This is a genomic window from Variovorax stachyos, from assembly GCF_051400855.1.
In the GTDB taxonomy this organism is placed as follows: domain Bacteria; phylum Pseudomonadota; class Gammaproteobacteria; order Burkholderiales; family Burkholderiaceae_C; genus Variovorax.
Map to the genome: position 1 here is coordinate 399,563 of NZ_JBLFFN010000004.1, position 26,422 is coordinate 425,984.

Consider the following 26,422-nt stretch of genomic DNA (forward strand, 5'->3'; position numbering starts at 1 on the left):
ATGCGGCTGGCCCGTGTGGCATCGTAGGCTTGCCCGTCCCAATGGAGCCCGTATGGATCGCCCGCACTACAAGTTCTGGCCGCAGCGCCTGCCCCGTTCGATCACCGTCCCTGCCACCTCGCTGTGGCACAACCTCGCCACCGCTGCCCAGCGCTTTCCGGACAAGACCGCGCTGGTTTTCTTCGGCCGCGAGACCTCGTATCGCGAGCTCGCCGAGCAGGTCGAGCGGCTGGCGGGCACACTGCATGCGCTGGGCGTGCAGCGCGGCGACCGCGTGGTGCTGGACATGCAGAACTGCCCGCAGCTGGTGATCGCGCATTTCGCCATCCTGCGCGCCAACGCGGTGGTGGTGCCGGTCAACCCGATGAACCGGGCCGAGGAGCTCAAGCACTACATCACCGACCCGGACGCCAAGGTGGCCATCACCACGGGCGACCTGGCCCCCGAGCTCGCCAAGGCCAGCGACGCGCTCGCGCCGGGCGAGCGCCTCGCGCACCTGATCGTCACGCAGTTCACCGATGCCTTCGACCCGGAAGCGCAGGGCGACGAGGCGCCACCGGCGACGTGGCGCGACTGGCTGCTCACCCGCCATCCGCTGCCTTCGCTGGCCGGCGGCCGGGTCATGGCCTGGACCGATGCGCTGGCGGCCGGCCACGCGCCGCCCGCGCATGTGGTGGGCGCCAACGACATGGCGCTCCTGCCCTACACCAGCGGCACCACCGGCCTGCCCAAGGGCTGCATCCACCACCATTCCAGCCTGATGCACAACGCCTACGCCTGCCAGCTGTGGGGCCTGAGCTCGTCGGAGACGGTGGTGCTGGCGGTGGTGCCGATGTTCCACATCACCGGCACGGTGAGCGTGCTGCACACCGTCATCATGAGCGCGGGCACGCTGGTCGTCATGCCGCGCTGGGACCGGGAGGTGGCCGGCCGGCTGATCTCGCGCCGCAAGGTCACGAGCTGGACGAACATCCCCACCATGGTGATCGACCTGCTGGGCAGCCCGAACTTCGCGAGCTTCGACCTCAGCAGCCTGGTGCACATCGGCGGCGGTGGCGCGGCGATGCCGCAGGCGGTGGCGCAGCGGCTCTACGAGCAGTACGGGCTCAAGTACGCCGAAGGCTACGGGCTCACCGAGACCGCGGCGCCTTCGCACACCAACCCCTTCGAGAATCCCAAGCAGCAGTGCCTGGGCATTCCCTTCATGAGCACCGATGCACGCGTGGTCGACCCCGACACGCTGAAGGAAATGCCGATCGGCGAATCGGGCGAGATCATCATCCACGGGCCCGAGGTGTTCCAGGGCTACTGGAAGCGGCCCGACGCGACCGAGGCGGCTTTCGTCGAGTTCGAGGGCAAGCGCTTCTTCCGTTCCGGCGACATGGGCCGCATGGACGAGGACGGCTACTTCTTCATCACCGACCGCCTCAAGCGCATGATCAACGCCAGCGGCTTCAAGGTCTGGCCGGCCGAGGTCGAGCTCCTGATGTTCCGCCATCCGGCCATCCAGGAGGCCTGCGTGATCTCCACGAAGGATGCCTATCGTGGCGAGTCGGTCAAGGCGGTGGTGGTGCTGCGCGCCACACACAAGAACACCACCGAGCAGGAAATCATCGACTGGTGCCGCGAGAACATGGCCGTCTACAAGATCCCGCGCAGCGTGCAGTTCGTCGACGTGCTGCCCAAGAGTGGAAGCGGGAAGGTGATGTGGCGGCTGCTGCAGGAGGCAGAGAACAAGGGCTGAGCCGCCGCCGGGGCGTTGCTCAGGCCTTGAGCCAGTCCTTGAGCTGCTTGGTGCGCTGCTCCGTGTGCTCGATCTGGCAGCCGAGCGCGGCGATGTCGCGCACCGTGCCACCGGCATTGAGCATGTACTTGGCCTTGCAGTCGTTGTCCCGGAACTGGACCCAGTCCCGCTGTGCCTGCTGCAGCAGCTGGCGGGCGCTGGCGTAGTCGACGGCATCCGCCTTGCCGGGGGGCTCGAGCGACTTCAGCAGCGCCTGGTAGGCGGCGTTGAGCTCCCTGTCCTTGCGCTCCAGCGCCTGTTGTGCGCACTGGTTGATCTCGGCCGTGTTGCGCGTCCTGCACGGCTCCTCGGCGAAGACGGTGCAGGGAAGCAGGAGCAGGGCGGTGCCGAGGCAGATCAGTTTCTTCATTGTGAAACTCCGCGATCGCTGGGGGTCGGAGCTCGTATTCTGCGCCGGCCAGGAGCGGAATTCGACTTCCACCGATCTGCACCGGAATGCCGACGGGCCACCAGGCCGAAATTCGATGCGTGTCAGCTGTCGTGGATGAGCCGGCGTCCGAGGCTGATCACGTCGTCCTGCGTGTAGCCGAGCCTGCGGTAGAAGGCGACCACTTCGGCATTGGACGAGCGCACCAGGAGGTTGATCTTCGGGCAGCCGCGCTCGATGAGCAGGCGCTCGGCCTCCTGCATGAGCGCGCGGCCGATGGCCATGCGCCGGTGCTCGGGCGTGACAGCGAGGTAGTAGACCCAGCCACGGTGGCCGTCGAAGCCCACCATCGCGGAGCCGAGCAGCGCCCCGTCGTCGCCGGTGGCGACCAGGAAGAGCTCCGGCTGTTCGCCGAGCTTGCGCTGGATGTCGCGGTGCGGGTCGTTCCAGGGGCGCGTGAGGCCGCAGGCCTGCCACAGGGCGATCACGCCGGCTTCGTCGGCGGGCTGGAAAGGGCGGATCTTCATCACGGAAAAGGGGGTAGTCAGGGAGAGGGCGAGTGTCGCCTGGCCCGCTGGTGCAGCGCGAGCCGCATGACGTGGCGCCGCGTGCCTTCGCGCCCCACTTCGGAAAAGCCGGCCTCGGCGAACACCGGCACGAAGCCCATGAAGCGATAGCTCGGCGAGTCGGCATCCACCGGGTAGGCCTCGACCACCTTCGCACCCTTGGCGCGTGCATGGCGCACCGCGGCTGCGATCAGCCGGCGCATCACGCCCGTGCCGCGCAAGCGGCGCAGGACGAAGAAGCAGGCGATGGACCAGATGCCCTCGTCCGGACTGCCATCGCGGACCAGGCGGCGGTAGCTGGCGCGCGGCGCGATCGAGCACCAGGCGACCGGCGCGTCCTCGCCGTCGTAGGCCAGCAGGCCCACCGGCGTTCCGCCGCAGATGCGCGCCTGCATCGCCGCCTTGCGGCTGGCGCGGTCGCCGTGCCTGGCCTCCTCGGGCGTTGCGCGCCAGGCCATGCACCAGCAGTAGCCGGGGGCGCCGGGCGCCTCGAACAGGCGCTCGAAGTCGGCCCAGCGCTCGGGCGTGACTTCGAGGAAGCGCAGCCGTTCAGAGTGCACCGGGCGGACCCTTGAGCTCGACCACGTTGCCCTCCGGATCCTGGAGGTAGATGGAAGGGCCGCTGCCTTCCGCGCCGTAGCGCGCTTCGGTCGGCCCGGCCTGCACGCCATGCGCCGCGAGGTGGCTGCGTATGGCCGCTTCATCGAAGGGATCGACGCGAAGACAGAAGTGGTCGAGGTTGCGGCCTTCGCGGCCGGGTGGGGCGCCGCCGGCGCGGCCCAGCTCGCCATCGACGGGCACGAGATCCACGATCGAGCGCCCTGCGCGCAGCTGGATCAGGCCGATGGCGTCCTGCCGGCGTTCGACCGTGCAGCCGAGCACATCGCAGTAGAAGCCGAGCATGGCGTCGAGGTCGACGACGCGCAGGACGATATGGTCGATGTCGCGAATGTGGATCATGGCGTGCGCTCAGTCACCATGCACCATGCCGGGAAGATGGCGAAGGGGGTCACCGCCCGCTACATGCCGCTCGTGTCGTAGAAGAACTCCTCGCGCACGATCTTGCCGTCCTTCACCGTGTAGAGCGCCGCCTCGTCCACGGTGAAGCGCTTGGACTCGGGCTTGAAGGTGACGTCGAAGCGGAAGCCGACGATGAAGCGATCGTCATGCGGCCACGGCCCCGTGACGTCGACGGAGTGGACCTCGTGGTTGCTGGACCACCACTCGCCCTTTTGCTTGACGGCCGCGAGGCCCTTCGATTCCCGCTGCATGCCCGGCAGGGCCGCGGCCTCCACGCTGACCACGTCTTCGGCGAGCAGCGTGCTCATGACCTCGTCGAACTTGCCTTCCTTGCACAGCGCGACCAAGCTCTTGGCCACTTCCATCGTCGTGCTCATAAGCTTCCTTTCGTTTCGATACCAACGCAGAACCGGAGAACCGGAGAACCGGAGAACCGGAGAACGGATGCAGTTTGTCTGCCTCGGCCACCGGCGGGACCGGAGCTTGGCAAGGATGCGCGGCGAGCGGCGCCGGTCATGCGCAAAACCCGGGCCGCGGCGCGGGCTTGCACCGCGGCGTTCAGGCCGGCTTTCAGGCCTCGCCCTTGCCCTGCACCTCCGCCACCACACGCGCGTGCCGCTGGAAGCTCCAGTAGGCGCTGGCCCAGTCCATCAGCACCACGATGCGATTGCGGAAGCCGATCAGGAAATAGGCGTGGGCGAACAACCAGAACAGCCACGCGAGGCGGCCGGAGAAGCGCAGCGGTCCCAGTGGCGTGCCCAGGTCGACCACGGCCGAGTTGCGCCCGATGGTGGCGAGGTTGCCGTAGTCGCGGTAGCGGAAGGGGACCGTCTCCTTGCCGGCGATGCGGCGCAGGATGTTCGCCGCCGCGGCGCGGCCCGCCTGCTTGGCGCCGGGGGAGACGCCGGGCACCGGCACGGGCTCCTTGCCGGGGCGGTGGCTCATGGCCGCCGCGAGGTCGCCGACGACGCTGATCTCCGGATGGTCGGGCAGGCTGAGGTCGGGCAGCACCTTCACGCGGCCGGCGCGGTCGCATTCGGCGCCCGTGGCGTCGGCCAGCATCCGCCCAAGCGGCGAGGCGGCCACGCCGGCGGCCCAGATCACGCAATGGCACGCAATGCGATGGGTGCCGTTGCCGGCACCGCCATCGCTGAAGGGTGACTGCACCTCCAGCCCATCGGGCAAGACTGCGGTGACGCGCGCATTGAGGCGCACCTGCACGCCCAGCTTCTGCAACTGCTCGAGCGCGCGCTGGCTCAGTACCTCGGGCATGGCCTGCAGCACGCGGGGGCCGCCCTCGATCAGCAGCACCTCGGCCGTGCGCGGGTCGATGCGGCGGAACTCGCCGCTGAGGGTGTGGCGAGCGATCTCGGCCAGGGTGCCGGCCATCTCCACGCCGGTCGGCCCGGCGCCGATCACGGCGAAGGTGAGCAGGGCACGCCGGCGCGCCGGGTCGGTCTCGACCTCGGCGGCCTCGAAGCTCATGAGGATCCGGCGCCGGATCTCGAAGGCATCGGCCAGGGTCTTGAGGCCCGGGGCCATGCGCGACCAGTCGTCGTGGCCGAAGTAGCTGTGGGTCGCGCCCGCGGCCACGATCAGGTGGTCATACGGCAGGCGGGTGCCGTCGGCCAGATGCACCTCGCGATCGCCGGCGTCGATGCGCGTCGCCTCGCCGAGCAGGGTCGTGATGTTGGGCTGCCGGCGGAACAGCAGGCGCACCGGCGCTGCGATCGAAGGCGCCGCCAGGCCGGCGGTCGCGACCTGGTAGAGCAGGGGCTGGAACAGGTGGTGGTTGGTCTTTTCGACGATGGTGATGTCGACGGGCGCGTGCTGCAGCTTGCGCGCTGCCTCGAGTCCGCCGAAGCCGCAGCCGATGATCACGATTCGGGGCCGGGTGGAGGAGGGGGGCATGCTCATCCGCCGGATGATACGCAGGCCTCGTGCACGCACCGGCGTCTTGTGCCAAAGTGTCGCGTTCGACGGCCGTGCGCCGTGCTGGGGCTGCGGGCCGCGGGCCCTTGTCCTACGGCGCCGGCCCGGATACATGGGCTAAAACCTTCGGTCCAACAATGGAGACCCCATGAAGCTCACCCGGCAGGCGACGCCAAAGGCGGACGACTTGCGCGCTCGTTTCCAGGCGGTGCGTGCGCACAGCCTCGCGTTGGCAGCCCCGCTCTCGGCGGAAGACCAGTGCATCCAGTCGATGCCCGACGCCAGTCCGACCAAGTGGCACCTGGCGCACACCACCTGGTTCTTCGAGACCGTGCTGCTGCAGCCGCATGCCCAGGGCTATCGGGTGTTCGACGCGGCCTTCGGCTATCTCTTCAACTCCTACTACGAGGCACTGGGGCCGCGCCATCCGCGCCCCCAGCGCGGGCTGCTGACGCGGCCTTCGCTCGAGCAGGTGCACGCCTACCGGCGCCATGTGGACGAGGCGGTGCAGGCGCTGCTCGCCAGCGATGACGGCACGGCCGATTGGAACGCGATCACCGCAATCGTCGAACTGGGCCTGAACCACGAGCAGCAGCACCAGGAATTGATCCTCACCGACATCCTGCATGCACTGTCCTGCAATCCGCTGCTGCCGGCCTACCGCGCCGCACCCGCGCCGACGCTGCGGCTGGCATCGGTCGCGCCGGCGCTGCGCTGGCTCGAGCGGCCGGGCGGCATGATCGAGGTCGGCCATGACGGCGACGGCTTCTGCTTCGACAACGAGACGCCGCGCCACGCAGCCCTGCTGCAGCCCTACGCGATCGCGGACCGGCTGGTGAACTGCGGCGAGTTCGCGCAGTTCATCGCCGATGGCGGCTACCAGCGGCCCGAGCTGTGGCTCTCCGACGGCTGGGCCGCGGTGCAGGCCCAGGGCTGGCGTCACCCGCCGTACTGGCTCGCCGCCGATGATCCGCGCCTGGCCCACCATGGCACGACGGCGGGGTGGCAGGTCTTCGGCCTGCATGGCGTGCGGCCGATGGAACCCGAGGCGCCGGTGTCGCAGCTGAGCTTCTACGAGGCCGCGGCCTATGCCGAGTGGGCCGGCGCGCGCCTGCCCACCGAGTTCGAGTGGGAGGCCGCGCACGGCGCGCGCGGCATCTCGCAGATGAGCGGCCATGTCTGGCAATGGACGCGCTCGTCCTACGACCCCTACCCGGGCTTCCGCCCACTGTCGGGCGTGGCGGCCGAATACAACGGCAAGTTCATGGTCGGCCAGCTGGTGCTGCGCGGCGGCAGCGTTGCCACGCCCGCGGGCCATGCGCGGCCCAGCTACCGCAACTTCTTTCCGCCGGCCGCGCGCTGGCAGTTCTCGGGGCTACGGCTCGCCAAGGATCTGCGATGAGTATTCCCGCCATCAGCCTCCATGCCTTCCGCAGCGCACAGCGTGCTGCGCCGCTCTCCGACTTCGGCCGTGAGCTGTTCGAGGGACTGAGCCGCAGCCCGCGCAGCATCTCCCCCAAGTTCTTCTACGACGCGGCCGGCTCGCAGCTCTTCGACCGCATCTGCGAGCTGCCCGAGTACTACCCGACCCGCACCGAGATGCGCATCCTCACCGAACGCGCGCCCGAGATCGCGGCGCAGATCGGCCGCCATGCGGAGGTCATCGAGTTCGGCGCGGGCTCGCTCACCAAGGTGCGCCTGCTGCTCGATGCGCTGCACGCGCCGCGGCGCTACGTGCCCATCGACATCTCGGGCCAGCACCTCGAGGCGGCCGCGCAGCGCCTGCGCGACGACTACCCGCAGCTCGGGGTGCAGCCACTGGTGGCCGACTACACGATGCCGCTGGTGCTGCCGGCGCGCGGCGAGGGCATGGGCCAGCGCGTGGGCTTCTTTCCCGGCTCGACGCTCGGCAACTTCAGCCCCGAGGAGGCGCTCGCCTTCCTGCAGCTCGCACAGCGCCTGCTGCGCGGCGGCGGCCTGCTGCTGGGCGTGGACCTCGTCAAGGACCCGGCGCGGCTGCATGCCGCCTACAACGACGCGGAGGGCGTGACGGCGGCCTTCAACCTCAACCTGCTGCGCCGTGCCAACCGCGAGCTCGGCACCGACTTCGACCTGGAAGGCTTCTGGCACACGGCCTTCTACAACGCGCCGCTGCGCCGCGTCGAGATGCATCTGGTGAGCCGCCGCGCGCAAACCGTCACGCTCGACGGGCAGCGCTTCCACTTCGAGGAGGGCGAGACCATGCACACCGAGAACTCGTACAAGTTCACCGTCGATGGCCTGCAGGCGCTGGCCGCGAAGGCCGGGCTCAGGCCGGCGGCCGTGTGGACCGATCCCGAGCGGCTTTTCAGCGTGCACTGGTTGCAGTCGCCCGCGGCACAATAGCTCCGTCCCGCCGTCTGCGGGTTGGAGATCTGGATGAAAGCAACCTGGAACGGCGTCACCATCGCCGAGAGCGACGACACCGTGCTCGTCGAAGGCAACCACTATTTCCCGGCGAGCGCGCTCAATCGCGACTTCGTCACCTTCAGCAACCACAAGACCACTTGCCCGTGGAAGGGCACGGCCAGCTACTACTCGCTGCTGGTCAACGGCGAGCTCAATGCCGATGCTGCCTGGTACTACGCCGACCCCAAGCCCGAGGCCGAAATGGTGCGCGACCGCGTCGCCTTCTGGAAGGGTGTGAAGGTGAGCGAGTGAGCTCCGGGATCTTCGATCCGCCTTTCACTCCCGTAGACCGACTCGTCCCCGCACTGCGCCAGGACGGCTACGCGGTGCTGAGCCCGCAGGGCGTTGCCCAATGGCTGGGCTGTCCGCTCGCGCAGCTCGAGCCGCTGCACGCCGACTGGAACCATCTGCCGCTGGACGAGTACCTGAAGGACGGCGGCCGCTACCGCACCCGGCGCCACGCCTGCTTCATCGTCGAGGACGCGGTCATCGAGCAGGTGCCGCATCGCGCGCACTGGCAGCCGGTCGAATACAACGCGCTGCATGGCGGCATGCAGCGCTGGTTCGCGCCGATGGAGGCGGGCACGCTGGTGCAGCCCGCGTGGCAGGCGCTCATCAAGGGCCTGGCCGAGGTGGCGAACGGCCTGCGTGGCAGGCAGCGCTGGTACGTGGAGGCGCACCAGTTTCGCATCGATACCGCCGAAGGCATCGGCCGGCCGACGCCCGAGGGCGCGCACCGCGACGGTGTCGACCTGGTCGCGGTGGCGCTGGTCGGGCGCCACAACATCAAGGGCGGCGAGACGCGCGTGTTCGAGGCCGCGGGCCGTCGCGGCGAGCGCTTCACCATGACGGAGCCGTGGACCCTGATGGTCATCGACGATGCGCGCGTGATCCATGAATCGACGCCGATCCAGCCGGTGGTGGAGACCCAGCCCGGCTGGCGCGACACGCTGGTCGTGACCTGCCGCGCCGGCTCGTTCCAGGGCGACTAGGCACCACTGCGCCGGGCCGTAGAAGTCCTACAGCCCGGCCCTCTCCCTGGATGTACATTCGAGGCCCGGTTCGGCTGAGAGCCATCACGTGAACAAACGAGGTTAGCCATGTTCAATCACATCCTGGTTCCGATCGACGGCTCCGAAACATCGATGCTCGCGGTGAGCAAGGCCAGCGGACTCGCGTTGGCCTTCGGCAGCCGCATCACCCTCATCCACGTGGTGGACAACTATCCCTTCATCGGCGTCGGCGCCGACTACGCGCTGGGCCAGAACGAATACCTTGCAGCGGCCACCAGCAGCGCCAACGCAGCGCTGGCGCGCGGCGTCGCGGCGCTGGCCGCCGAAGGCCTGCACAGCGACCAGCGCGTGATCGACGGCCACGTGGTGCACGAAGGCATCGTCGACACGGCCGAGGCGATCGGCGCCGACCTGATCGTGATGGGTTCGCACGGGCGTTCGGGCATCGAGAAGCTGCTGCTGGGCAGCGTCACGCAGCGCGTGCTGCAGGATGCCAAGGTGCCGGTGCTCGTGGTCAAGGGCTGAGCGTCCGCGCAGAAAAGAGTCTTTTCTATTTGCAACGGCCGCGGCCATCGCGCTTGGCCGGCGGGACCGTGCTCCGTTGACCTACACATCCCGGCCGCAAGCGGTCGAACATCGGCGCGCTTGCCACATCGCGCTGCCATCGATCCGCGCCCGAGCGACCGGCGTCGCGTGCATGCAGGCAACTTCCAACGAAAGGAATTCCCATGCCTCACGACACAGGCGGCGCCAGCCTGGCAGAGCCCGTTGCAGCGCGTGCGCCGCGGCCATCCGCATCGACCTTTCTCTCCGGCAGGGCGCGCATGCGCCTGCGTGTGAACGATCGGGAACACGAAGTCGACTGCGACCTGCGCACCTCGCTGCTCGATCTCCTTCGCGAAACCCTGAAGCTTCCAGGCACCAAGAAGGGCTGCAACCAGGGTGCCTGCGGTGCATGCACCGTGCTGGTGGATGGCGAGCGCATCAATGCCTGTCTCGCGCTGGCCGTGCAATACCAGGGGCGGTCCGTCACCACCATCGAGGGATTGGCATCGAACGGCCGGATGCATCCGCTGCAGGAGGCCTTCATCGAGCACGACGGCTTCCAGTGCGGCTACTGCACGCCGGGCCAGATCTGTTCGGCGCTCGGCATGGCCGGCGAAGTGGCGCGGGGCGTCCCGAGTGCCGTCACTTCGGACCTGTCGAGCGGCACGATGGAGCTCTCGCACGACGAGCTGCGCGAACGCATGAGCGGCAATCTGTGCCGATGCGGTGCGCACAACGGAATCGTGAAGGCGATCCAGACCCACTTCGCGAGCGAGGACCGGCCATGAACGAACTGAGCTATGCGCGCGCGGCCGATTCGTCGCAAGCGGTGCGGATGTTCGGCGCCCGGCCCCATGCCCGGTATCTCGGCGGCGGGACCAACCTGGTCGACCTGATGCGCGAGACCATCGAGCAACCGGAGGCACTGGTCGATGTGACCGGGCTGTCCAGCGCCATCGATGCCCGTGACGACGGCAGCGTGCTGATCGGCGCGGCGGCCAGGAACACCGCCGTGGCCGCGCATGCCGCCGTCCGCGAGCGCTTCCCGGTGCTCTCGCGTGCGCTGCTGTCGGGTGCCTCGGCGCAGATCCGCAACATGGCAACGGTCGCCGGCAACATCCTGCAGCGCACCCGCTGCCACTACTTCTACGACGACGCGGCGCGATGCAACAAGCGCACCCCGGGCGCCGGCTGCGACGCCGTCGACGGATTCAACCGCATGCATGCCATCCTGGGCGCGTCGTCCGCCTGCGTGGCGACGCACCCTTCGGACATGTGCGTGGCGCTGGCGGCGCTCGACGCGGTGGTCCACCTCGAAGGCCCGTCGGGCCGCCGCTCGCTCGCACTGACCGAGCTTCATCGCTTGCCGGGCGAGGAGCCCCACCACGAGACCCAGCTTGCGGATGGCGAGCTGATCACCGCGATCGAGCTGCCGCCCCTCGCCGCGGCACGCCATTCGACGTACCGCAAGGTGCGCGACCGGGCGAGCTATGCCTTCGCCCTGGTGTCGGTCGCGGCGGTGTTGCGGGTCGAGGCCGACGGCACCATTGGCGAGGTGCGCATCGCCTTGGGCGGCGTCGCGCACAAGCCTTGGCGTGCGAGCCACGCCGAGACGGCGCTTCGCGGGCAGCCCGCCACGCGCGCCAGCTTCGAGGCTGCCGCGGCGGCCGAACTGCAGCACGCGCGGCCGCTGCGCGACAACGGTTTCAAGATCGAACTGGCTCGGCGCACGATGCTGGCCACGCTGCTGGAGCTGAACGCAGGAGCAAGAGCATGAGCATGAGCGTTGAAGAGACCATCGAGACACGCACTTCGCCAGGCGCCACTCCGGCGACCGGCCGCGGGATCGGCAAGCCGCTCTCGCTGGTCGACGGACCGCTCAAGGTGCAGGGCGAGGCACGCTTCGCAGCCGAGGTCGCTTTGGACGAACTCGCCTACGGCGCGTTGGTCTACAGCAGCATTGCGCGCGGCCGCATCGCATCCATGGACACCGCCGCGGCTGCGGCAGCACCGGGCGTGCTGCGCGTCCTGACCCACGAGAACATGCCGCGCCTCAAGGCGCCGCTGCTGATGATGGCCGATCCCAAGGGCGCGGCGGCGAGCAAGCTGCCTGTGATGCAGGACGCCGAGATCCAATGGAACGGACAGCCCGTCGCGATGGTCGTCGCGGCGTCGCAGGAGCAGGCCGACCATGCCTGTACCCTGATCCGGGTGAAGTACTCGCCCGAGGCGGCCGCGGTCTCGTTCGCGCAGGCGCAGGCGGGCGCGCATGCGCCCCAGGACGTGCTGGGCGAGCCGGCAAAAGTCGAGATCGGCGATGCCGAATCGGCCCTCGCCAAGGCCGCGTACCGCGTCGACGGCCGCTACCGCACGCCGCGCTACAACCATTGCGCGATCGAGCCGCACGCAGTCACCGTCGCGTGGAAATCCGGCGAGCTGCACGTGCACGATGCCTCGCAGATGGTGCATCTCACCCGCTCCACGATGGCCGAGGTCTTCGGACTCGCGGAGGACAAGGTCCGCATCTTCTCGCCCTATGTGGGTGGCGGCTTCGGGAACAAGGCGGTCTGGAACCATCACGTGCTCGCTGCCGCTGCATCGCGCGAACTCGGCCGGCCGGTGCGGCTGGCGCTCACGCGCGAGGGCGTGTTTCGCGCGACAGGCGGACGCACCCTGACCGAGCAGCGCGTTGCGCTGGGCGCCAAGGCCGACGGAACGCTGGCTGCGCTGGTTCATACGGGCGTGACCGCCGTGACCAGCCACAACCTCTGCCCCGAGCAATTCAGCTTCCCGGCGCGGCACCTCTATGCGGCCGATGCCTTCCTGATCGCACAGGAGGTGGTCGAACTCGACATGGTTGCCAACACCTTCATGCGCGCGCCGGGCGAATCGGTCGGCAGCTTCGCGCTCGAAAGCGCGCTGGATGAACTGGCCGAGGCAATGAAGCTCGACCCCATCGAGCTGCGCCGCCGCATCGAGCCGCCGAAGGATCCGACGACGGGCAAGCCTTTTTCTTCGCGGCACCTCGTCGAAGCCTACCGCCGCGGCGCGGAGCGCTTCGGCTGGGACCAGCGCAACCAGGTGCCGGGCTCGCGTCGCGAGGGCGAATGGCTCATCGGCCAGGGCGTTGCAACCGGCACGTATCCCTACTACCGCATGCCCGGCGGATCCGCCAGCATCGCGCTCGATGCACAAGGGCGCGCGACCGTGAAGATGGGGGCGCACGAGATGGGCATGGGCACCGCGACGGCACAGGCGCAGCTTGCCGCCGAGCTGCTGGGCCTGCCGGCGGACCGTGTGTCGTTCGAGTACGGCGACAGCGCGCTGCCGACCGGCACCATGGCCGGCGGCTCGTCCCAGAGCGTATCGATAGCGGCCACCGTGCAGGCGGCCTTCAGGCAGCTGATCGAGGCGCTGCTCGATGCGGCCGGCAAGGGCTCCGCGCTGGAGGGGCTCCGGCCGGAAGAGGTCGAGGCGCGTGATGGCGGTCTTTGCGCCCGCGCCGATCCGTCGCGCCACGAAGACTATGTCGCGCTGCTACGGCGCGCCGGCCGCGAGCGGATGGAGGCCACCGCCGAATCGCCTGCGCCCGCCGAGATGGAAACGCACTCGATGCATTCGTACAGCGCGATCTTCTGCGAGGTCCGCGTGAATGCCGTGACGGGCGAAACGCGTGTCTCGCGCCTGCTCGGTTCCTTCGACACGGGGCGAATCATCAATCCGAAGACGGCGGCGAGCCAGTTCCGCGGCGGCATGATCATGGGCCTGGGCCTGGCGCTCACCGAGGAGACGCTGTTCGACGAGCGGTGCGGGCGCATCATGAATCCGACGCTGGCGGAATATCACCTGCCAGTCCATCTGGACGTGCCGCAGATCGACGTGATGTGGACCGACATCCCCGACCCGCAGAGCCCCTTCGGCGTGCGCGGCATCGGCGAGATCGGCATCACCGGCGTGGGTGCCGCGGTCGCCAATGCGGTCTACAACGCGACCGGCAAGCGCATTCGCGAACTTCCGATCACGCTCGACAAGCTGCGTTGAGCCTGCTCACCGGGGGAGCCGGGTTCAGGCGAAAGGTGGCGTGCTTTCGAAGCGCAGCAGCCGCCCGTCGCCGGGGTGGGTGAATTCGAGTTCGCTCGCATGCAGCAGCAGGCGGTCCGCGCGCCGCCGTGTTTCCTCCCTGCCATAGAGCGGGTCGCCGAGGATCGGATGGCCGATCGAAAGCAGGTGCACGCGCAACTGGTGGCTGCGGCCGGTCAGCGGCTCCAGCCACAGGTGGCTCGCATCGCGATCGGGCAGGAGCCGCTTCACGCGCCAGCGCGTGCTGCTCGGCTTGCCGTGCAGCGCGTCGACCTTCTGCAGCGGGCGGTTGGGCCAGTCGGCCATCAGCGGTGCATCGATCAGCGACCACGCGTCGGACACGGGAAGCAGTCCGTCCACGATGGCCTCGTAGCGCTTGCGCACGCGGCGCTGCGCGAAGGCGTCGCCGAGGGCGCGCTGCATCGCGGGACTTCGCGCCATGAGCACGAGGCCGCTGGTGGCCATGTCGAGGCGATGCACCACCAGCGCATCGGGCCAGCGCGCCTGCGCGCGGGCGCTGAGGCAGTCCTGCTTGTCTTCGCCGCGGCCGGGCACGCACAAGAGGCCGGCGGGCTTGTCGAGCACCAGCAGGTCGGCGTCTTCGTGGATCACGGCGAGCGAGGTCATGGCCGAGCGAGTCTATGAGGCTTCGGGCCTCGGCTATCCTCGACGCGATGTCCGTGCCCGCCGCCTCGCCCCGCTTTTCCGATCTCACGCGCGAGCGGACCTTCATGCGGATGTGGACCGCGCGGCTCTTCGGCACCGCGGGCAGCCAGATGCTGCTGGTCGCGATCGGCTGGCACATGTACGAGCTGACGGGCAGCGCCTGGGACCTGGGGCTGGTGGGGCTCTACCAGTTCGTGCCCGCACTGCTGCTGGCGCTGCTGGCAGGGCACGTGGTCGACCGCCGGCATCGCGGCCGCATCGTCGCGGCCTGCTTCGCGGTGCAGGGGCTGGTGGCGCTGGTGCTCCTGCTGGCCGTGCAGGGCCACCACGACTCGCGCGCGCTGCTGCTCGGGCTGTCGCTGGTGCTGGGTGCGGTGCGCGCCTTCCAGATGCCGGCGCAGCAGGCCTTGACGCCGCTGCTGGTGCCGCCGCTCATGCTGCCGCGCGCCATGGCCTTCAGCTCGGCCGCCATGCAGGGCGCCATCATCGGCGGCCCGGCGCTCGGCGGCCTGCTGTTCGCGGCCGGCGCCGGCGTGGTGTACGGGGCGGGCCTGCTCTGCTTCGCGGTAGGCAGCCTGCTCGTGATGCAGGTGCGCTACGACCACGCGCCGCCGCCGCGCGAGCCGGTGTCGCTGTCGACGGTGCTGGCGGGCGTGAACTTCATCTGGCACCGCAAGCCGGTGCTCGGCGCGGTCTCGCTCGACCTCTTCGCGGTGCTGCTCGGCGGCGCGGTCGCGCTGCTGCCGATCTTCGCCAAGGACATCCTGCACACGGGCCCGTGGGGGCTGGGACTGTTGCGCAGCGCGCCCGCGGTGGGAGCGCTCGCGGCCTCGATCCTGCTCACGCGGCGGCCCATCGAGCGCCGCGTGGGGCGCGCGCTGCTGATCGCCGTGGCCACGTTCGGCGTCTGCATGATCGTGTTCGGTCTGTCGCGCAGCTTCGTCGTCTCGCTGCTCGCGCTGGCCGTCTCGGGCGCTGCCGACATGGTCAACGTGGTGATTCGGCAGACGCTGGTGCAACTGGAGACGCCGGACGCGATGCGCGGGCGGGTGAGTGCCGTCAATTCGATCTTCATCGGCGCCAGCAACCAGCTGGGGGAGTTCGAATCGGGCGCCACTGCGGCGCTGCTGGGGCCGGTGGGCTCGGTGGTGCTGGGCGGCGTGGGCACCGTGCTGGTGGCGCTGGCCTGGTTCCGGCTCTTCCCGTCGCTGGCGTCGCGCGATCGGCTGGTGAAGCCCGCGGACTAGGGGCTGTCGGCAGGCCCTAGAAATGCGAGAAAGCCAGCGGCACGTCCAGCCTGACGTCGCCCACCGGCTCCGCCACGCAGGGCAGGATCCAGCCCTCGGCCTTCTCTTCCCGGCTCAGGCCGGGCCATTCGATGCGGTAACGCACCTCGCCGTCGAGCAGCCGGCAGAGGCAGGTGCGGCAGGTGCCGTTGCGGCAGGAGCTGGGCAGCTCGATGCCGGCGGCCTCGGCGGACTGCAGCAACGTGCGGCCCGCTTCGGTGTCGAAGCGGAAGCCGCCGGGCTCGACCCGCGCCGTGGCGTGCGGCGCGCCCGTGCTCATTCCTTGGTCTTTATCTTTCCGCGCGGAATCACTGCCGTCGTCATCGGGCGGACCGGCTCGAAGCCGGCGGGCGGCGCCTTCGGCGGCGAGGTGTCCTTCTTCGGCTTCTTGGATTCCTTGTTGCTGCGCTGCTGTCCCTTGGGCATGTGTTCCTCCGGTGATGGGTGGTCGAGTTTAGCGACGCGGCGACAATACAACCCCTACCGATCGTTTCCCCCGCATTCATGCCTGACTACGAAGTTCGCCCCGCCACGCTGCGCGATGCCAAAGCCATCGCCGAAGTCCACGTTGCCTCCGCCCGTGCCGCCTATACCGGTATCCTGCCCGAGGACCAGTTGAGCGCCCTGGCGCCCTCCACGCGCGAGGCCAAGTGGCGGGAGGCCATCGAGTTCAGCGAGCCGCAGGTGCACGTGGCCGTGCTGGGCGAAGAGGTGGTGGGCTTTGTCGGCTTCGACCGCTCGCGCGATCCCAAGACGCCCTCGACCACCGGCGAGATCTGGGCGCTCTACGTGAAGCCCGAGCACTGGGGCAAGGGCGTGGGCGTGGCGCTGTGGGATGCCGCGCGCGAAGGCCTGGAGGAAGAGGGCTGCACGCTGGTCACCGTGTGGGTGCCGCTGCGCAACGACCGCGCGCTGCGCTTCTACGAGCTGGCCGGTTTCAAGCGAGAAATGAAGACTGCCAAGACAACGTCACTGGGCGGCACCAAGATCGAAGAGATCCGCCTCAAGCGAAACGTCGTCTGACCCGCAAGGAACATCCCATTCATGGCCTCCAGTCTTCTGCTCCTCCTCGACGACATTGCCACCGTCCTCGACGACGTTTCCATCCTCACCAAGGTTGCCGCCAAGAAAACCGCCGGCGTGCTGGGCGACGACCTGGCGCTGAATGCCCAGCAGGTGTCCGGCGTGAAGGCCGAGCGCGAGCTGCCGGTGGTGTGGGCGGTGTGCAAGGGCTCCTTCGTCAACAAGGTGATCCTGGTGCCCGCGGCGCTGCTCATCGGCACCTGGCTGCCCTGGCTGGTGACGCCGCTACTGATGATCGGCGGCGCCTTCCTGTGCTTCGAGGGCTGCGAGAAGCTGGCGCACAAGTTCCTGCACAAGGAAGAGCACGACGCCGACATCTCGCGGCACGAGCAGGCACTGGCCGATCCGGCCGTCGACCTGGTGGCGGTCGAGAAGGGCAAGATCAAGGGCGCGGTGCGCACCGACTTCATCCTCTCGGCGGAGATCATCGCCATCACGCTGGGCACGGTGCAGGGCCAGCCTTTCACCACGCAGCTGTCGGTGCTGGTGGGCATCGCGCTGATCATGACCATCGGCGTCTATGGCCTGGTGGCCGGCATCGTGAAGCTCGACGATGCGGGGCTCTACCTGAGCCGCCGCGAAGGCGGCGCCTCGCAGGCCCTGGGCCGCGGCATCCTGGTGGCGGCGCCCTGGCTCATGAAGGGGCTGTCCATCGCCGGCACCGCCGCCATGTTCCTGGTGGGCGGCGGCATCCTGGTGCATGGCGTACCGGCACTCGGCCACGCGGTCGACGCGTGGGCGGTCGACGCCGGGACCCTGGTGGGTGGCCTGGGCTCGATGGGCGTCAACGCGGGCGTCGGGATCGTGGCCGGCGCGATCGTGCTGGCGGTGGTCGAGCTCGCGAAGAAGGCGTTCGGAAAGCAGGCGGTCGGCAAGAAGGCCTAGCGGGGGATCGGACACCCTCCGGGAGCTAGCCCAGCTCCGCCACCCGCCGCGCCAGCGCCTCGATGGCGGCGTCGGAAAGATCGTCCGTCGTCACCGTCTGCCGCTCGGCCCAGCGCTCGAAATGGCTGGCCTGCGAGCGCCGGTAGGCCGGGTCGTAGTGCAGCGTGGTCAGCTCGGCGAACAGCGCCGGCAGCTCGCCCGCGGCCGCCCATTGCTGCCAGCGCCCGATCACGGCCTTGCCGTGCAGTTCCTTCAGCAGCCCCAGCTGGCGTGACAGGGCCTCGGGATTGTCGCCGAGGTAGGCGTAATCGCGCAGGAGGTAGGCCAGGCGGGCCTCGGGCGCAGCCACGATCTCGATACAGCGGCTGGCCCGCATGTGCTTCACCAGCGGCACCGGGACATCGAGGCGGCCGATGCGCCGGCTTTCGCCTTCCACATAGAGCGGCTGCGCGGGGTCGATGCGTTCCAGCAGTTCGGCGATGCGGGTCTCGAAAGCCGTCTGCGACGGTTGCGGCGTGCCGGGCAGGGCGCCGAGCAGCGAGCCCTTGTGGGCGGCGAAGCCTTCGAGGTCCAGCACCTGCCGTCCCTGGCGCGCCATCGCCTGCAGCACGCGCGTCTTGGCGCTGCCGGTGGCGCCGCACAGCACACGCAGGTCGAGCTGCGGACAGAGCAGGTCCAGCTGCGTGATCACGTGGCGGCGCCAGCTCTTGTAGCCGCCGGCCAGTTGTTGCGCGTCCCAGCCCACCAGGCGCAGCCAGGTGACCATCGAGCCGCTGCGCAGGCCGCCGCGCCAGCAGTAGACCAGGGGCTTCCAGTCGGCCGGCCGGTCCGCGAAGCGCTCCCTCAGGTGGCGCGCGAGGTTCGCCGCCACCATCGCGCCGCCGACGCGGCGCGCCTCGAAGGCGCCCTGCTGCTTGTAGATCGTACCGACGATGCGGCGCTCCTCGTTGTCGAGCGCCGGGCAGTTGATGGCGCCGGGAATGTGGTCGATGGCGTACTCGCCCGGCGAGCGCGCGTCGATCAGCGTGTCGAAGCGACCGCGATCGTCAACGCGCACGGGTGCGGGTGCGCGCATCAGCGGACCTTGCGCCTGGCGCGCTGGACCAGGTCCACCACCACCAGTGCGATGCCCAGCACCAGCGCGAACCAGCCGACCACGCGGGCACCGCCGAGCATGTCCTGCCAGTGAGGCGATGTCAGGAAATGGGGCGCGATCAGGACGGCCGCGCCGATGAGGATGCACAAAAGGCCGCGCTCGAACATGCGCGGCGCCCTGGAGGGTCTGGAGGTCATGCCCGAGTTTACGGGCGTCGGCTAGCACGGCCGGCGCCCCAACGCATGCATCAGCTTGGGGCATTGCCTCGGCTTTCGTGAACTACTTCCTTAGAAAATGTAAACCTGAGAACTACATTCTTAAGTATTCAATGTAATACGAAAGAACTCTATGAATCGCGTTTTCCAGGTGGTCTGGAACCCGAAGCAGGGGCTGTGGACCGTGGCTTCCGAGCTGGCCCGCGGACTCGGCAAATCGACAACCCAGGCTTCCGCCGTTGCCGTGGCGCTGCTGAGCCTGGCCGGCACCGCGGCCGCCGATTGCGCGGGCCCCAGCGGCGCCACCATCACCTGCACCGCCGGCACGCCCCAGACCTTCGTGGTCATCGGCGGCTACGACGCCACCCCCGGCGGCACGGTCGATGTGCAGCCCGGCGCCGTGATCAGCACCACCAACCTGCCCGCCATCAGCATGGGCGACAACGGGACCATCCTGGTGCAACGCGGTGCGACGGTCGAGAACAACGCCGCGCCGGGCGCGACCGGCCACTACGGCACGGGGGCCAACACCATCGAGTTCCGCGCGGGCACCACGCTCACGATCGAGGAGGGCGCCAGGGTGCTTTCCAACGGCACGGCGCACAACGCGGAAGCGATCAACGCGCATGGCAGCGGCAACCTCATCGTCAACCACGGCGAGGTGCGTTCGCAGGCCGGTGGCGCCGCCATCTGGCTGGAGGCCTCGAGCGGCTCGAACACGGTGGTCAACGGCGCCACCGGCGTCATCGAGTACAAGGGCCCGGCGGGCGACAACATCCTGGGCGTGTCGGGCACCATGGCCGTCGATTTCACGAACCAGGGCCGGCTGATCGGCTCGCTGAACTTCGCGGGCGGCGACGACGCGCTGCACGTCCACACCGGCTCCTCGATCACCGGCGGCATCGACGGCGGCGGCGGCAACAACCTGCTGACGCTCGATGGCACGGGCACCGACACCTTCGCGCACGCCCTGTCGAATTTCCAGACCCTGGTGAAGCGCGATGCGGGCACCTGGACCTTCAGCAATGCGCTGCCCGGTTCGGGCATCACCAGCACCCGCGTCGCAGCGGGCACGCTGATCCTGGGCGCCGACGCCAGCAGCTACACCGGCAGCATGACGGTCGATGCAGGCGGTACGTTGCAGACACCGGCCGAGTTCGCGCCGCCTTCGATCGCGGTCAATGGCCTGGTGCGCTTCGCCCAGCCTACCGATGCCACCTACGCCGGCCTGCTGTCCGGCAGCGGCGGTATCGAGAAGACGGGGGCAGGGCGCCTGGTCCTCTCCGGCACCAACGCCTATGGGGGCGCGACCACGGTCACGGCCGGGACGCTGAAGGCCGGCGCGGCCGGCATCTTCAGCCCCGCTTCCGCGCACACGGTGGCGGCAGGCGCCACCCTCGACACCGGCGGCTTCGACCAGCGCGTGGCCGCGCTCCACAACGCCGGCACGGTGAACCTGCTGAGCGCCGGCGCCGGCAGCACGCTGACCGTCACCGGAGCCTACGTGGGGCAGGGCGGCACGCTGAACCTGGGCACGGTGCTCGGCGGCAGCAACAGCCTGAGCGATCGCCTGGTGCTCAGCGGCCCTGGCGCCAGCGCCAGCGGCCGCACCACGCTGCGCATCACCAACCTGGGCGGCCTCGGTGCCTTGACGACCGGCAACGGCATCGAGGTGGTGAGCGCGCGCAACGGTGCCACCACCACCGCCCAGACGACGCGAGACGCCTTCACGCTGGCCAACGGCCATGTGGACGCGGGTGCCTACGAATACCGCCTCCACGCTGCCGATGCGCAGGGCGCGGGCGAGAACTGGTACCTGCGCTCCACGACAACGGTGCAGCCGCCGGGTACACCGGTCACGCCTGTCACGCCTGTCACGCCTGTCGAACCCGGCAATCCTGCAGAGCCCGCCAATCCCGCCAATCCCACGGACCCTGCCACGGATCCTGCCGATCCCGCGAACCCGTCCGACCCCCTCATCACCGTCAAGCTGCCGTTGCTGCTGGGCGAGGTGCCGACCTACCGCGCCGAAGTGCCGCTGTTCGCCGCGCTGCCGGCGCAGCTGCGCCAGGCCGACCTCGCGATGCTCGGCAACCTGCATCGCCGTGTCGGCGACGAGGACGCGGCCCCTGCCGGCAGCGACACGGCGCCGCGCCGGGCGTGGGCGCGCGCGGTCTACAGCGACCTGAACATCCGCCAGGACGGGATCGCCGCGGCGCACAGCCGCGGCCATGTGAGCGGGCTGCAGGCCGGCACCGACCTGCTGGCCGCCGGCCACTGGCGTGCCGGCGTCTATGTCGGCTTCCTGGACGGCGGCGCCGACGTGAGCGGCAATGCGCGCGGAAGCTTCGGCCGGGTCGGCTCCAACGACCTGCGCTCGCGCTACCTCGGCGCCTACGCCACGTGGATGGACGGCAGCGGCCTCTACGCCGACGCCGTGGTCCAGGGCGGCAGCCATCGCTATACCGTGCGGCCCGATGGCAACGCCAGCGTTGCCGGCAAGGGCGACAGCTTCACCGCCTCGATCGAGACCGGCAAGTCCTTCGCGCTGACCGAGCGCTGGACCGTCGAGCCGCAGGCGCAGCTGATCTACCAGCGCGCGCACTTCGACGCCGTGCCCCTCGCCGGCGCCATCGTGCGCCAGGATGCCGACGCCGGCTGGATCGCCCGCCTGGGCGTGCGCATCAAAGGCGATTTCGCCACTGGCGCGGGCCGGCTCCAGCCCTATGCGCGGCTGAACCTGTACCGCGCGAGCGCCGGCGCCGACGTCGCCGAGTTCGTCGGCCCGGCGGGCTCGACCCGCTTCGCCAGTGCCAGCGGCTACACCGCGGCCGAGCTGGCGGGCGGCTTCACGCTGGCGCTGACGCCCGCCGCCAGCCTGTACGGCGAGCTGGGGCGCGTGTTCGCCCTTGGCGGCGATGCCCGGAACAAGTCCTCGGTGCAGGGCTCGGTCGGGGTGAAGCTGCGCTGGTAGGCGGCGCCGGGCCCCGGTCTTCGGTTCCAATGGAGGCTCTCGCGCCCGCCGGCCCGCGGGCCGCCTTCCAACGCCATCGCAGATCTTGAGACCATGGGACCTCTCCGCCATTGCCTTCTCGCCGCCCTGTGGCTCGCCGCCGCCACGGCCGGCGCCCAGCAGCCGCCGCAGTCCGCCGACCGCTTTCCGGCCGCCGCCGTGAGCTTTCTCGGCAGCGAACTGCCGGCGATGGAGGCGGCCATCGCGGCGCGGGACCGCGACTACTTCGAGGAGGCAATGGGCCGCATGCTGGACTTCTCCAGCAGCTGGGGCTTCAAGTCGCAGAACAACCCGGCCCTGAGCCGCTTCCCCATGTGCACCGAGGCGGTGTCGGATTTCCTGGTGGTCGGCATGTGCCGCATCATGACCACTGCCGATGCCTGCGAGCCCGCCCTGGCGTCGCGCTTCGACGCCAACCTGCGGAAGTGCCGCGAACTCGCGTCGCGGCCCTGAGCGCCTGTGCGGCGCCGCTTGCTATGCGCGGGCTGGCCTCGTGGAAGGTTCGGCATCGGGCAGGTGGGCGGCGGCGTCGTCGATGTCGCGGCCGGTGAAGTCCTTGAGCCACAGCAGGCCCAGCAGCGACACCAGCGTCATCCCGAGCAGATACCAGGCGGGAGCCAGCTTGTTGCCGCTGGCGCCCACCAGCCAGGTGCTGACGAAGGGCGAGAAGCCGCCGAACAGCGCCACCCCCACGCTGTAGACCAGCGACATGCCGCTGGCGCGCACATGCTTGGGGAACATCTCCGGGAGCATGGTGATGGCGGGCACGGTCTGCACCACCAGCGCGGTGCTCAGCAGGCCCACCACGATGAACAGCACGGCCGCCGTGGGAGAAGCGTTGAGCCACCAGAAAGCGGGATAGATCATGAGCGCCATCGCGACCCGGCCCCAGACGATCAGCGGCTTGCGCCCGACGCGGTCGGAAGCGATGCCCACCAGCGGCGCCAGCACGAAGGACAGGAGGCCCGTGAGCACCGCGCCGAACAGCGCCACCGTGGGCGGCAGGCCCAGCTCGCGCACCGCGTAGGTCGGCATGTAGAAGGTGACCACATAGGCCGCGGCAGTGCCCCCGAGCACACTGAGGATGGCGGCCAGCACGGTGCGCCCGTGTTCGCTGCACACCTCGGCGATGCTGCTGCGCCGCCCGGCGGCGGCCGGTGTCCCCGCGGTCTCCAGCGATTCGTTGAGGTGGCGGCGGATGTACATGCCCACCGGCGCGATCAGCATCCCAAGGAAGAAGGGCACGCGCCAGCCCCAGTCTTCCATGCCCTGCGGACCGAGTGCCGCGGTCAGCCCGCCAGCCGCTGCCGCGCCGAGCAGGATGCCCAGGCCCTGGCTGGCGAACTGCCAGCTCGCCATGAAGCCGCGATTGGCCGGCGTCGCATGCTCGACCAGCAGGGTGGTGGAGGCGCCGACCTCGCCGCCGGCGGAGAAGCCCTGGATCAGCCGCGCCAGCACGATCAGGATCGGCGCCGCGACGCCGATCTGCGCGTAGGTAGGGGCGAAGGCGATCATGGCGCAGCCCAGCGCCATCAGGAAGATGGTGAGCGTCATGGCCTTCTTGCGGCCCGCGCGGTCCGCGTAGGCGCCGATCACGATCCCGCCGAGCGGTCGCATGATGAAGCCGACGCCGAAGCTGCCCACCGTCAGCAGCAGCTGGCCGTAGCTGTCGAAGGTGGGGAAGAAGAGCTTGCCGATCACCAGGGCCAGGAAGCCGTAGATGGTGAAGTCGAAGAACTCGAGGCCGTTGCCGATGGTGGTGGCGACGATGGTCTTGCGCCGGTTCATCGGAGTGCCTCCGACCTTGGCTGCGGTGCCATGCGCAGCGGCCGTGCGGCTCATCGGCGAGTGGTGCGGGTTCATCAGGCTCCTCTTGTTGTGATGGCGTCGTCGTCGCGCCGGAATGCGGGGCACTTGCCGCGCTCATGAAAGGACAACATCCAGAGGATATCGGCAACTCTTGACATTCATGAAGCCTCACCGCCTTCGGACCGACGATGCGGCACACTCCGGCCATCCAGGCAACGCAATTCCTATCAGCCATGTCCCTCGCCCCCATCGAAATCGAAACCGGCCCCAACCCCACGGCCACCGTGCTCCTGATGCACGGCCTGGGCGCCGATGGCAACGACTTCGTGCCCATCGTCAGCGAACTCGACCTGTCCGCCGTGGGCGCGGTGCGCTTCGTGTTCCCCAACGCGCCGGTGATCCCGGTCACCGTCAACGGCGGCTACCGCATGCCGGCCTGGTACGACATCGCCGCGCCCGACCTGGTCAAGCGCGAGGACGAGGCCGGCCTGCGCCGTTCGCAGGGCGCGATCGAAGCGTTGATCGCCAGCGAGAAGCAGCGCGGCATCCCGGCGCGGCGCATCGTGGTCGCCGGCTTCTCCCAGGGCTGCGCAATGGCGCTGCTGACCGGGCTGCGCCACGCCGAGCGGCTGGCCGGCATCGTCGGGCTCTCGGGCTACCTGCCGCTGGCCGCGACCACCGCCGCCGAGCGGCATGCCGCCAACCACGACGTACCGATCTTCCTCGGCCACGGCACCCGCGACGGCGTGGTGCAGATCGAGCGCGCCCGCGCCTCGCGCGATGCGCTGGCGGCGCTGGGCCATGCGGTCGAATGGCACGAGTACCCGATGGAACACTCGGTGTGCATGGAGGAGATCGCCGACGTCAATCGCTTCTTGCTGCGGGTGCTGGCCACGTCCTGACGTCGCCGTTCGCGCTATAGCAGAAACGCCGTCGGCGCTTAAAACACGGGTGTCAGCAGGCTGTCCGTGGCCGTGCTACCTTCCGCCCCACAAGATTCACCGGGCATAACGACATGAGCAAACTACAGGAGCGCCTGGGAGCGCTCGCACCCGCGCGCCTGAAGGGAGTCCGCCGAGGGATCGAAAAGGAGAGCCTGCGGGCGGAGCCCAGCGGCGAGCTGGCAGCGACGCCGCATCCCGCCGCTCTCGGCTCGGCTCTCACACACCCCCACATCACCACCGATTTCAGCGAGTCGCAGCTCGAGCTCATCACCGGCGTGCACCGCGATGTCGAAGCCTGCCTGGCCGAGCTCACGGAGATCCACCAGTTCACCTATCGCGCACTCGCCGAGGCCGGCGACGAACGGCTGTGGGTGTCGAGCATGCCCTGCCGCCTGCCGCCGGACGAGACCATTCCGATCGGGCGCTACGGCTCCTCGAACGTGGGCCGCGCCAAGAGCGTCTACCGCATGGGCCTGAGCCACCGCTATGGGCGGCGCATGCAGACCATCTCGGGCATCCACTACAACTGGTCGATGCCGGACGTCTCGAGCGCGGAGTACTTCGCGCTGATCCGGAACTTCCGCCGCAATGCCTTCCTCCTGCTGTATCTCTTCGGTGCCTCGCCGGCCCTGTGCTCGAGCTTCGTGGCCGGGCGCGCGCACGAGCTGAAGCCGCTGGGCGAGGGCAGCATGCACATGCCGCACGGCACCTCGCTGCGCATGGGGCGGCTGGGCTACCAGAGCGAGGCCCAGGCTTCGCTGGCCGTGAGCTACAACAGCCTCGACGGCTATGCCGCTTCGCTGCAGGACGCGCTGACCCGGCCCTGGCCGGCCTACGAGGCGATCGGCATCCAGAACCTGGGCGGCGAGTACAACCAGCTCGCCACCACCCTGCTGCAGATCGAGAACGAGTTCTACGGCACGATCCGGCCCAAGCGCGTGATCTTCCCCGGCGAGCGGCCGCTGCATGCGCTGCGCGAGCGCGGCGTCGAGTACGTCGAGGTGCGGCTGATGGACCTCGATCCCTTCGAGCCCCTGGGCATCAATGCCTCCACCATGCGCTTCCTGGATGTCTTCCTGCTGCACTGCCTGCTGGCCGACAGCCCGTCCGACACGCGCGAGGAGATCGCCGAGCTGGCCCACAACCAGCATCTGACGGCTGCGCGCGGGCGCGAACCCGGGTTGAAGCTGCTGCGCGGGGGCCGCGAGGTGGGGCTGACCGAATGGGGCGCCGAACTTCTGGAGGCCTGCCGCCCCATTGCCGCGGCGCTCGACGCGGCCCATGGCGGCAACCATCATGCCGAGGCGGTGCGCGCCGCCGAAAAGGCGCTGGCCGACCCGTCCTTGCTGCCTTCGGCGCGCGTGCTGGAGGCGATGGCCCGCTCGCACGGCAATTCCTTCGTCGACTTCGTGCGCAGCCGTTCCGATGAAACGCGCGCCGGGCTGCTGGCCCTGCCTTTCAGCGCCGAGCAGCAGGCACGCTTCGAGCGGGCGACACAGGAATCCATCGAGGCGCAGAAGCAGATCGAGGCCTCCGACACCATGCCCTTCGAGATCTACCGCGAGCAGTACGTCTCGCCGGCGCGCCTGGGCTTCAAGAAGCACTGGATCGACTCGCCGCAGATGGTCACCCAGCCGGCGGCGCTATGA

At 69.4% G+C, this 26,422-nt stretch carries 28 protein-coding genes; 16 read left to right on the forward strand and 12 right to left on the reverse strand.

Going from position 1 to position 26,422, the window contains the following annotated elements:
* The first annotated feature begins 52 nt into the window (after positions 1–52).
* Positions 53–1,744: a long-chain fatty acid--CoA ligase gene (locus tag ACMGEZ_RS10060; protein ID WP_436822123.1), complete on the forward strand. Its 1,692-nt coding sequence runs from the start codon at positions 53–55 to the stop codon at positions 1,742–1,744.
* A gap of 19 nt (positions 1,745–1,763) precedes the next feature.
* Here the strand turns inward: ACMGEZ_RS10060 and ACMGEZ_RS10065 are convergent, their stop codons facing one another.
* The 6 genes from ACMGEZ_RS10065 to ACMGEZ_RS10090 all read right to left on the reverse strand — a co-directional run bounded on the left by ACMGEZ_RS10065 (position 1,764) and on the right by ACMGEZ_RS10090 (position 5,674).
* A complete protein-coding gene (locus ACMGEZ_RS10065) occupies positions 1,764–2,153 on the reverse strand; it encodes a lysozyme inhibitor LprI family protein (protein WP_436822124.1) in 390 nt (129 codons plus the stop codon).
* Between the two features lie 122 nt (positions 2,154–2,275).
* Positions 2,276–2,698 carry a GNAT family acetyltransferase gene (locus ACMGEZ_RS10070; RefSeq protein WP_436822125.1) on the reverse strand — a complete coding sequence of 141 codons (423 nt, stop codon included), beginning with the start codon at positions 2,696–2,698 and terminating at the stop codon, positions 2,276–2,278.
* A gap of 17 nt (positions 2,699–2,715) precedes the next feature.
* Entirely contained in the window at positions 2,716–3,297 is a 582-nt protein-coding gene (locus ACMGEZ_RS10075; RefSeq protein WP_436822126.1) for a GNAT family N-acetyltransferase, read from the reverse strand.
* The gene (locus ACMGEZ_RS10080) at positions 3,287–3,697 is read right to left on the reverse strand and encodes a VOC family protein (RefSeq protein ID WP_436822127.1); all 411 of its coding nucleotides are present in this window, start codon (positions 3,695–3,697) and stop codon (positions 3,287–3,289) included. Before ACMGEZ_RS10080 ends, ACMGEZ_RS10075 begins: the two co-directional genes overlap by 11 nt.
* Positions 3,698–3,756: 59 nt before the next feature.
* The gene (locus tag ACMGEZ_RS10085) at positions 3,757–4,134 is read right to left on the reverse strand and encodes a SnoaL-like domain-containing protein (protein ID WP_436822128.1); all 378 of its coding nucleotides are present in this window, start codon (positions 4,132–4,134) and stop codon (positions 3,757–3,759) included.
* Positions 4,135–4,327: 193 nt separating this feature from the next.
* Positions 4,328–5,674: an NAD(P)/FAD-dependent oxidoreductase gene (locus ACMGEZ_RS10090; RefSeq protein WP_436822129.1), complete on the reverse strand. Its 1,347-nt coding sequence runs from the start codon at positions 5,672–5,674 to the stop codon at positions 4,328–4,330.
* A 163-nt stretch (positions 5,675–5,837) separates the two neighbouring features.
* On the opposite strand from ACMGEZ_RS10090, the gene egtB reads away from it, so the two are divergent.
* From egtB to ACMGEZ_RS10130, 8 genes are all read left to right on the forward strand, one after another.
* Complete coding sequence (gene egtB / locus ACMGEZ_RS10095) at positions 5,838–7,091, forward strand: ergothioneine biosynthesis protein EgtB (RefSeq protein ID WP_436822130.1); 1,254 nt, start codon at positions 5,838–5,840, stop codon at positions 7,089–7,091.
* Complete coding sequence (egtD, locus tag ACMGEZ_RS10100) at positions 7,088–8,074, forward strand: L-histidine N(alpha)-methyltransferase (RefSeq protein ID WP_436822131.1); 987 nt, start codon at positions 7,088–7,090, stop codon at positions 8,072–8,074. Before egtB ends, egtD begins: the two co-directional genes overlap by 4 nt.
* Positions 8,075–8,107: 33 nt before the next feature.
* Positions 8,108–8,389 carry a DUF427 domain-containing protein gene (locus tag ACMGEZ_RS10105; RefSeq protein ID WP_436822132.1) on the forward strand — a complete coding sequence of 94 codons (282 nt, stop codon included), beginning with the start codon at positions 8,108–8,110 and terminating at the stop codon, positions 8,387–8,389.
* Positions 8,386–9,129 (forward strand): 2OG-Fe dioxygenase family protein, encoded by a 744-nt coding sequence (locus ACMGEZ_RS10110; RefSeq protein ID WP_436822133.1) that lies wholly within the window; start codon positions 8,386–8,388, stop codon positions 9,127–9,129. The genes ACMGEZ_RS10105 and ACMGEZ_RS10110 overlap by 4 nt, the downstream gene beginning before the upstream one ends.
* A gap of 108 nt (positions 9,130–9,237) precedes the next feature.
* Entirely contained in the window at positions 9,238–9,675 is a 438-nt protein-coding gene (locus tag ACMGEZ_RS10115) for a universal stress protein (RefSeq protein ID WP_068683349.1), read from the forward strand.
* A gap of 203 nt (positions 9,676–9,878) precedes the next feature.
* The gene (locus ACMGEZ_RS10120) at positions 9,879–10,484 is read left to right on the forward strand and encodes a 2Fe-2S iron-sulfur cluster-binding protein (RefSeq protein ID WP_436822134.1); all 606 of its coding nucleotides are present in this window, start codon (positions 9,879–9,881) and stop codon (positions 10,482–10,484) included.
* The gene (locus ACMGEZ_RS10125) at positions 10,481–11,473 is read left to right on the forward strand and encodes an FAD binding domain-containing protein (RefSeq protein WP_436822135.1); all 993 of its coding nucleotides are present in this window, start codon (positions 10,481–10,483) and stop codon (positions 11,471–11,473) included. Before ACMGEZ_RS10120 ends, ACMGEZ_RS10125 begins: the two co-directional genes overlap by 4 nt.
* On the forward strand, positions 11,470–13,737 hold the full coding sequence (locus tag ACMGEZ_RS10130) for a xanthine dehydrogenase family protein molybdopterin-binding subunit (RefSeq protein ID WP_436822136.1): 2,268 nt from the start codon (positions 11,470–11,472) through the stop codon (positions 13,735–13,737). Before ACMGEZ_RS10125 ends, ACMGEZ_RS10130 begins: the two co-directional genes overlap by 4 nt.
* A gap of 24 nt (positions 13,738–13,761) precedes the next feature.
* Here ACMGEZ_RS10130 and ACMGEZ_RS10135 read toward each other — a convergent pair whose 3' ends face one another.
* Entirely contained in the window at positions 13,762–14,403 is a 642-nt protein-coding gene (locus ACMGEZ_RS10135) for an RluA family pseudouridine synthase (protein ID WP_436822137.1), read from the reverse strand.
* Positions 14,404–14,507: 104 nt separating this feature from the next.
* On the opposite strand from ACMGEZ_RS10135, the gene ACMGEZ_RS10140 reads away from it, so the two are divergent.
* On the forward strand, positions 14,508–15,689 hold the full coding sequence (locus tag ACMGEZ_RS10140) for an MFS transporter (RefSeq protein ID WP_436822192.1): 1,182 nt from the start codon (positions 14,508–14,510) through the stop codon (positions 15,687–15,689).
* A gap of 16 nt (positions 15,690–15,705) precedes the next feature.
* Here ACMGEZ_RS10140 and ACMGEZ_RS10145 read toward each other — a convergent pair whose 3' ends face one another.
* On the reverse strand, positions 15,706–16,008 hold the full coding sequence (locus ACMGEZ_RS10145; RefSeq protein WP_436822138.1) for a 2Fe-2S iron-sulfur cluster-binding protein: 303 nt from the start codon (positions 16,006–16,008) through the stop codon (positions 15,706–15,708).
* Positions 16,005–16,154, reverse strand: coding sequence for a hypothetical protein (locus ACMGEZ_RS10150; RefSeq protein WP_436822139.1), 150 nt, complete (start codon positions 16,152–16,154; stop codon positions 16,005–16,007). The genes ACMGEZ_RS10145 and ACMGEZ_RS10150 overlap by 4 nt, the downstream gene beginning before the upstream one ends.
* A gap of 78 nt (positions 16,155–16,232) precedes the next feature.
* Here ACMGEZ_RS10150 and ACMGEZ_RS10155 point away from each other — a divergent pair, with 78 nt between their 5' ends.
* On the forward strand, positions 16,233–16,751 hold the full coding sequence (locus ACMGEZ_RS10155) for a GNAT family N-acetyltransferase (RefSeq protein WP_436822140.1): 519 nt from the start codon (positions 16,233–16,235) through the stop codon (positions 16,749–16,751).
* A 21-nt stretch (positions 16,752–16,772) separates the two neighbouring features.
* Positions 16,773–17,696, forward strand: coding sequence for a DUF808 domain-containing protein (locus ACMGEZ_RS10160; protein WP_436822141.1), 924 nt, complete (start codon positions 16,773–16,775; stop codon positions 17,694–17,696).
* Between the two features lie 25 nt (positions 17,697–17,721).
* On the opposite strand, the gene mnmH is transcribed toward ACMGEZ_RS10160, so the two are convergent.
* Both mnmH and ACMGEZ_RS10170 read right to left on the reverse strand, forming a co-directional pair.
* A complete protein-coding gene (gene mnmH, locus ACMGEZ_RS10165) occupies positions 17,722–18,771 on the reverse strand; it encodes a tRNA 2-selenouridine(34) synthase MnmH (RefSeq protein ID WP_436822142.1) in 1,050 nt (349 codons plus the stop codon).
* Complete coding sequence (locus ACMGEZ_RS10170) at positions 18,771–18,989, reverse strand: hypothetical protein (RefSeq protein ID WP_436822143.1); 219 nt, start codon at positions 18,987–18,989, stop codon at positions 18,771–18,773. The genes mnmH and ACMGEZ_RS10170 overlap by 1 nt, the downstream gene beginning before the upstream one ends.
* Positions 18,990–19,140: 151 nt before the next feature.
* On the opposite strand from ACMGEZ_RS10170, the gene ACMGEZ_RS10175 reads away from it, so the two are divergent.
* Both ACMGEZ_RS10175 and ACMGEZ_RS10180 read left to right on the forward strand, forming a co-directional pair.
* On the forward strand, positions 19,141–21,981 hold the full coding sequence (locus tag ACMGEZ_RS10175) for an autotransporter family protein (protein ID WP_436822144.1): 2,841 nt from the start codon (positions 19,141–19,143) through the stop codon (positions 21,979–21,981).
* A 93-nt stretch (positions 21,982–22,074) separates the two neighbouring features.
* The gene (locus tag ACMGEZ_RS10180) at positions 22,075–22,473 is read left to right on the forward strand and encodes a hypothetical protein (protein ID WP_436822145.1); all 399 of its coding nucleotides are present in this window, start codon (positions 22,075–22,077) and stop codon (positions 22,471–22,473) included.
* A gap of 21 nt (positions 22,474–22,494) precedes the next feature.
* On the opposite strand, the gene ACMGEZ_RS10185 is transcribed toward ACMGEZ_RS10180, so the two are convergent.
* Positions 22,495–23,862, reverse strand: a complete 1,368-nt coding sequence (locus ACMGEZ_RS10185; RefSeq protein WP_436822193.1) for an MFS transporter — start codon at positions 23,860–23,862, stop codon at positions 22,495–22,497.
* A gap of 200 nt (positions 23,863–24,062) precedes the next feature.
* On the opposite strand from ACMGEZ_RS10185, the gene ACMGEZ_RS10190 reads away from it, so the two are divergent.
* Complete coding sequence (locus ACMGEZ_RS10190) at positions 24,063–24,731, forward strand: alpha/beta hydrolase (RefSeq protein WP_436822146.1); 669 nt, start codon at positions 24,063–24,065, stop codon at positions 24,729–24,731.
* Positions 24,732–24,844: 113 nt separating this feature from the next.
* On the forward strand, positions 24,845–26,422 hold the full coding sequence (gshA, locus tag ACMGEZ_RS10195; protein WP_436822147.1) for a glutamate--cysteine ligase: 1,578 nt from the start codon (positions 24,845–24,847) through the stop codon (positions 26,420–26,422).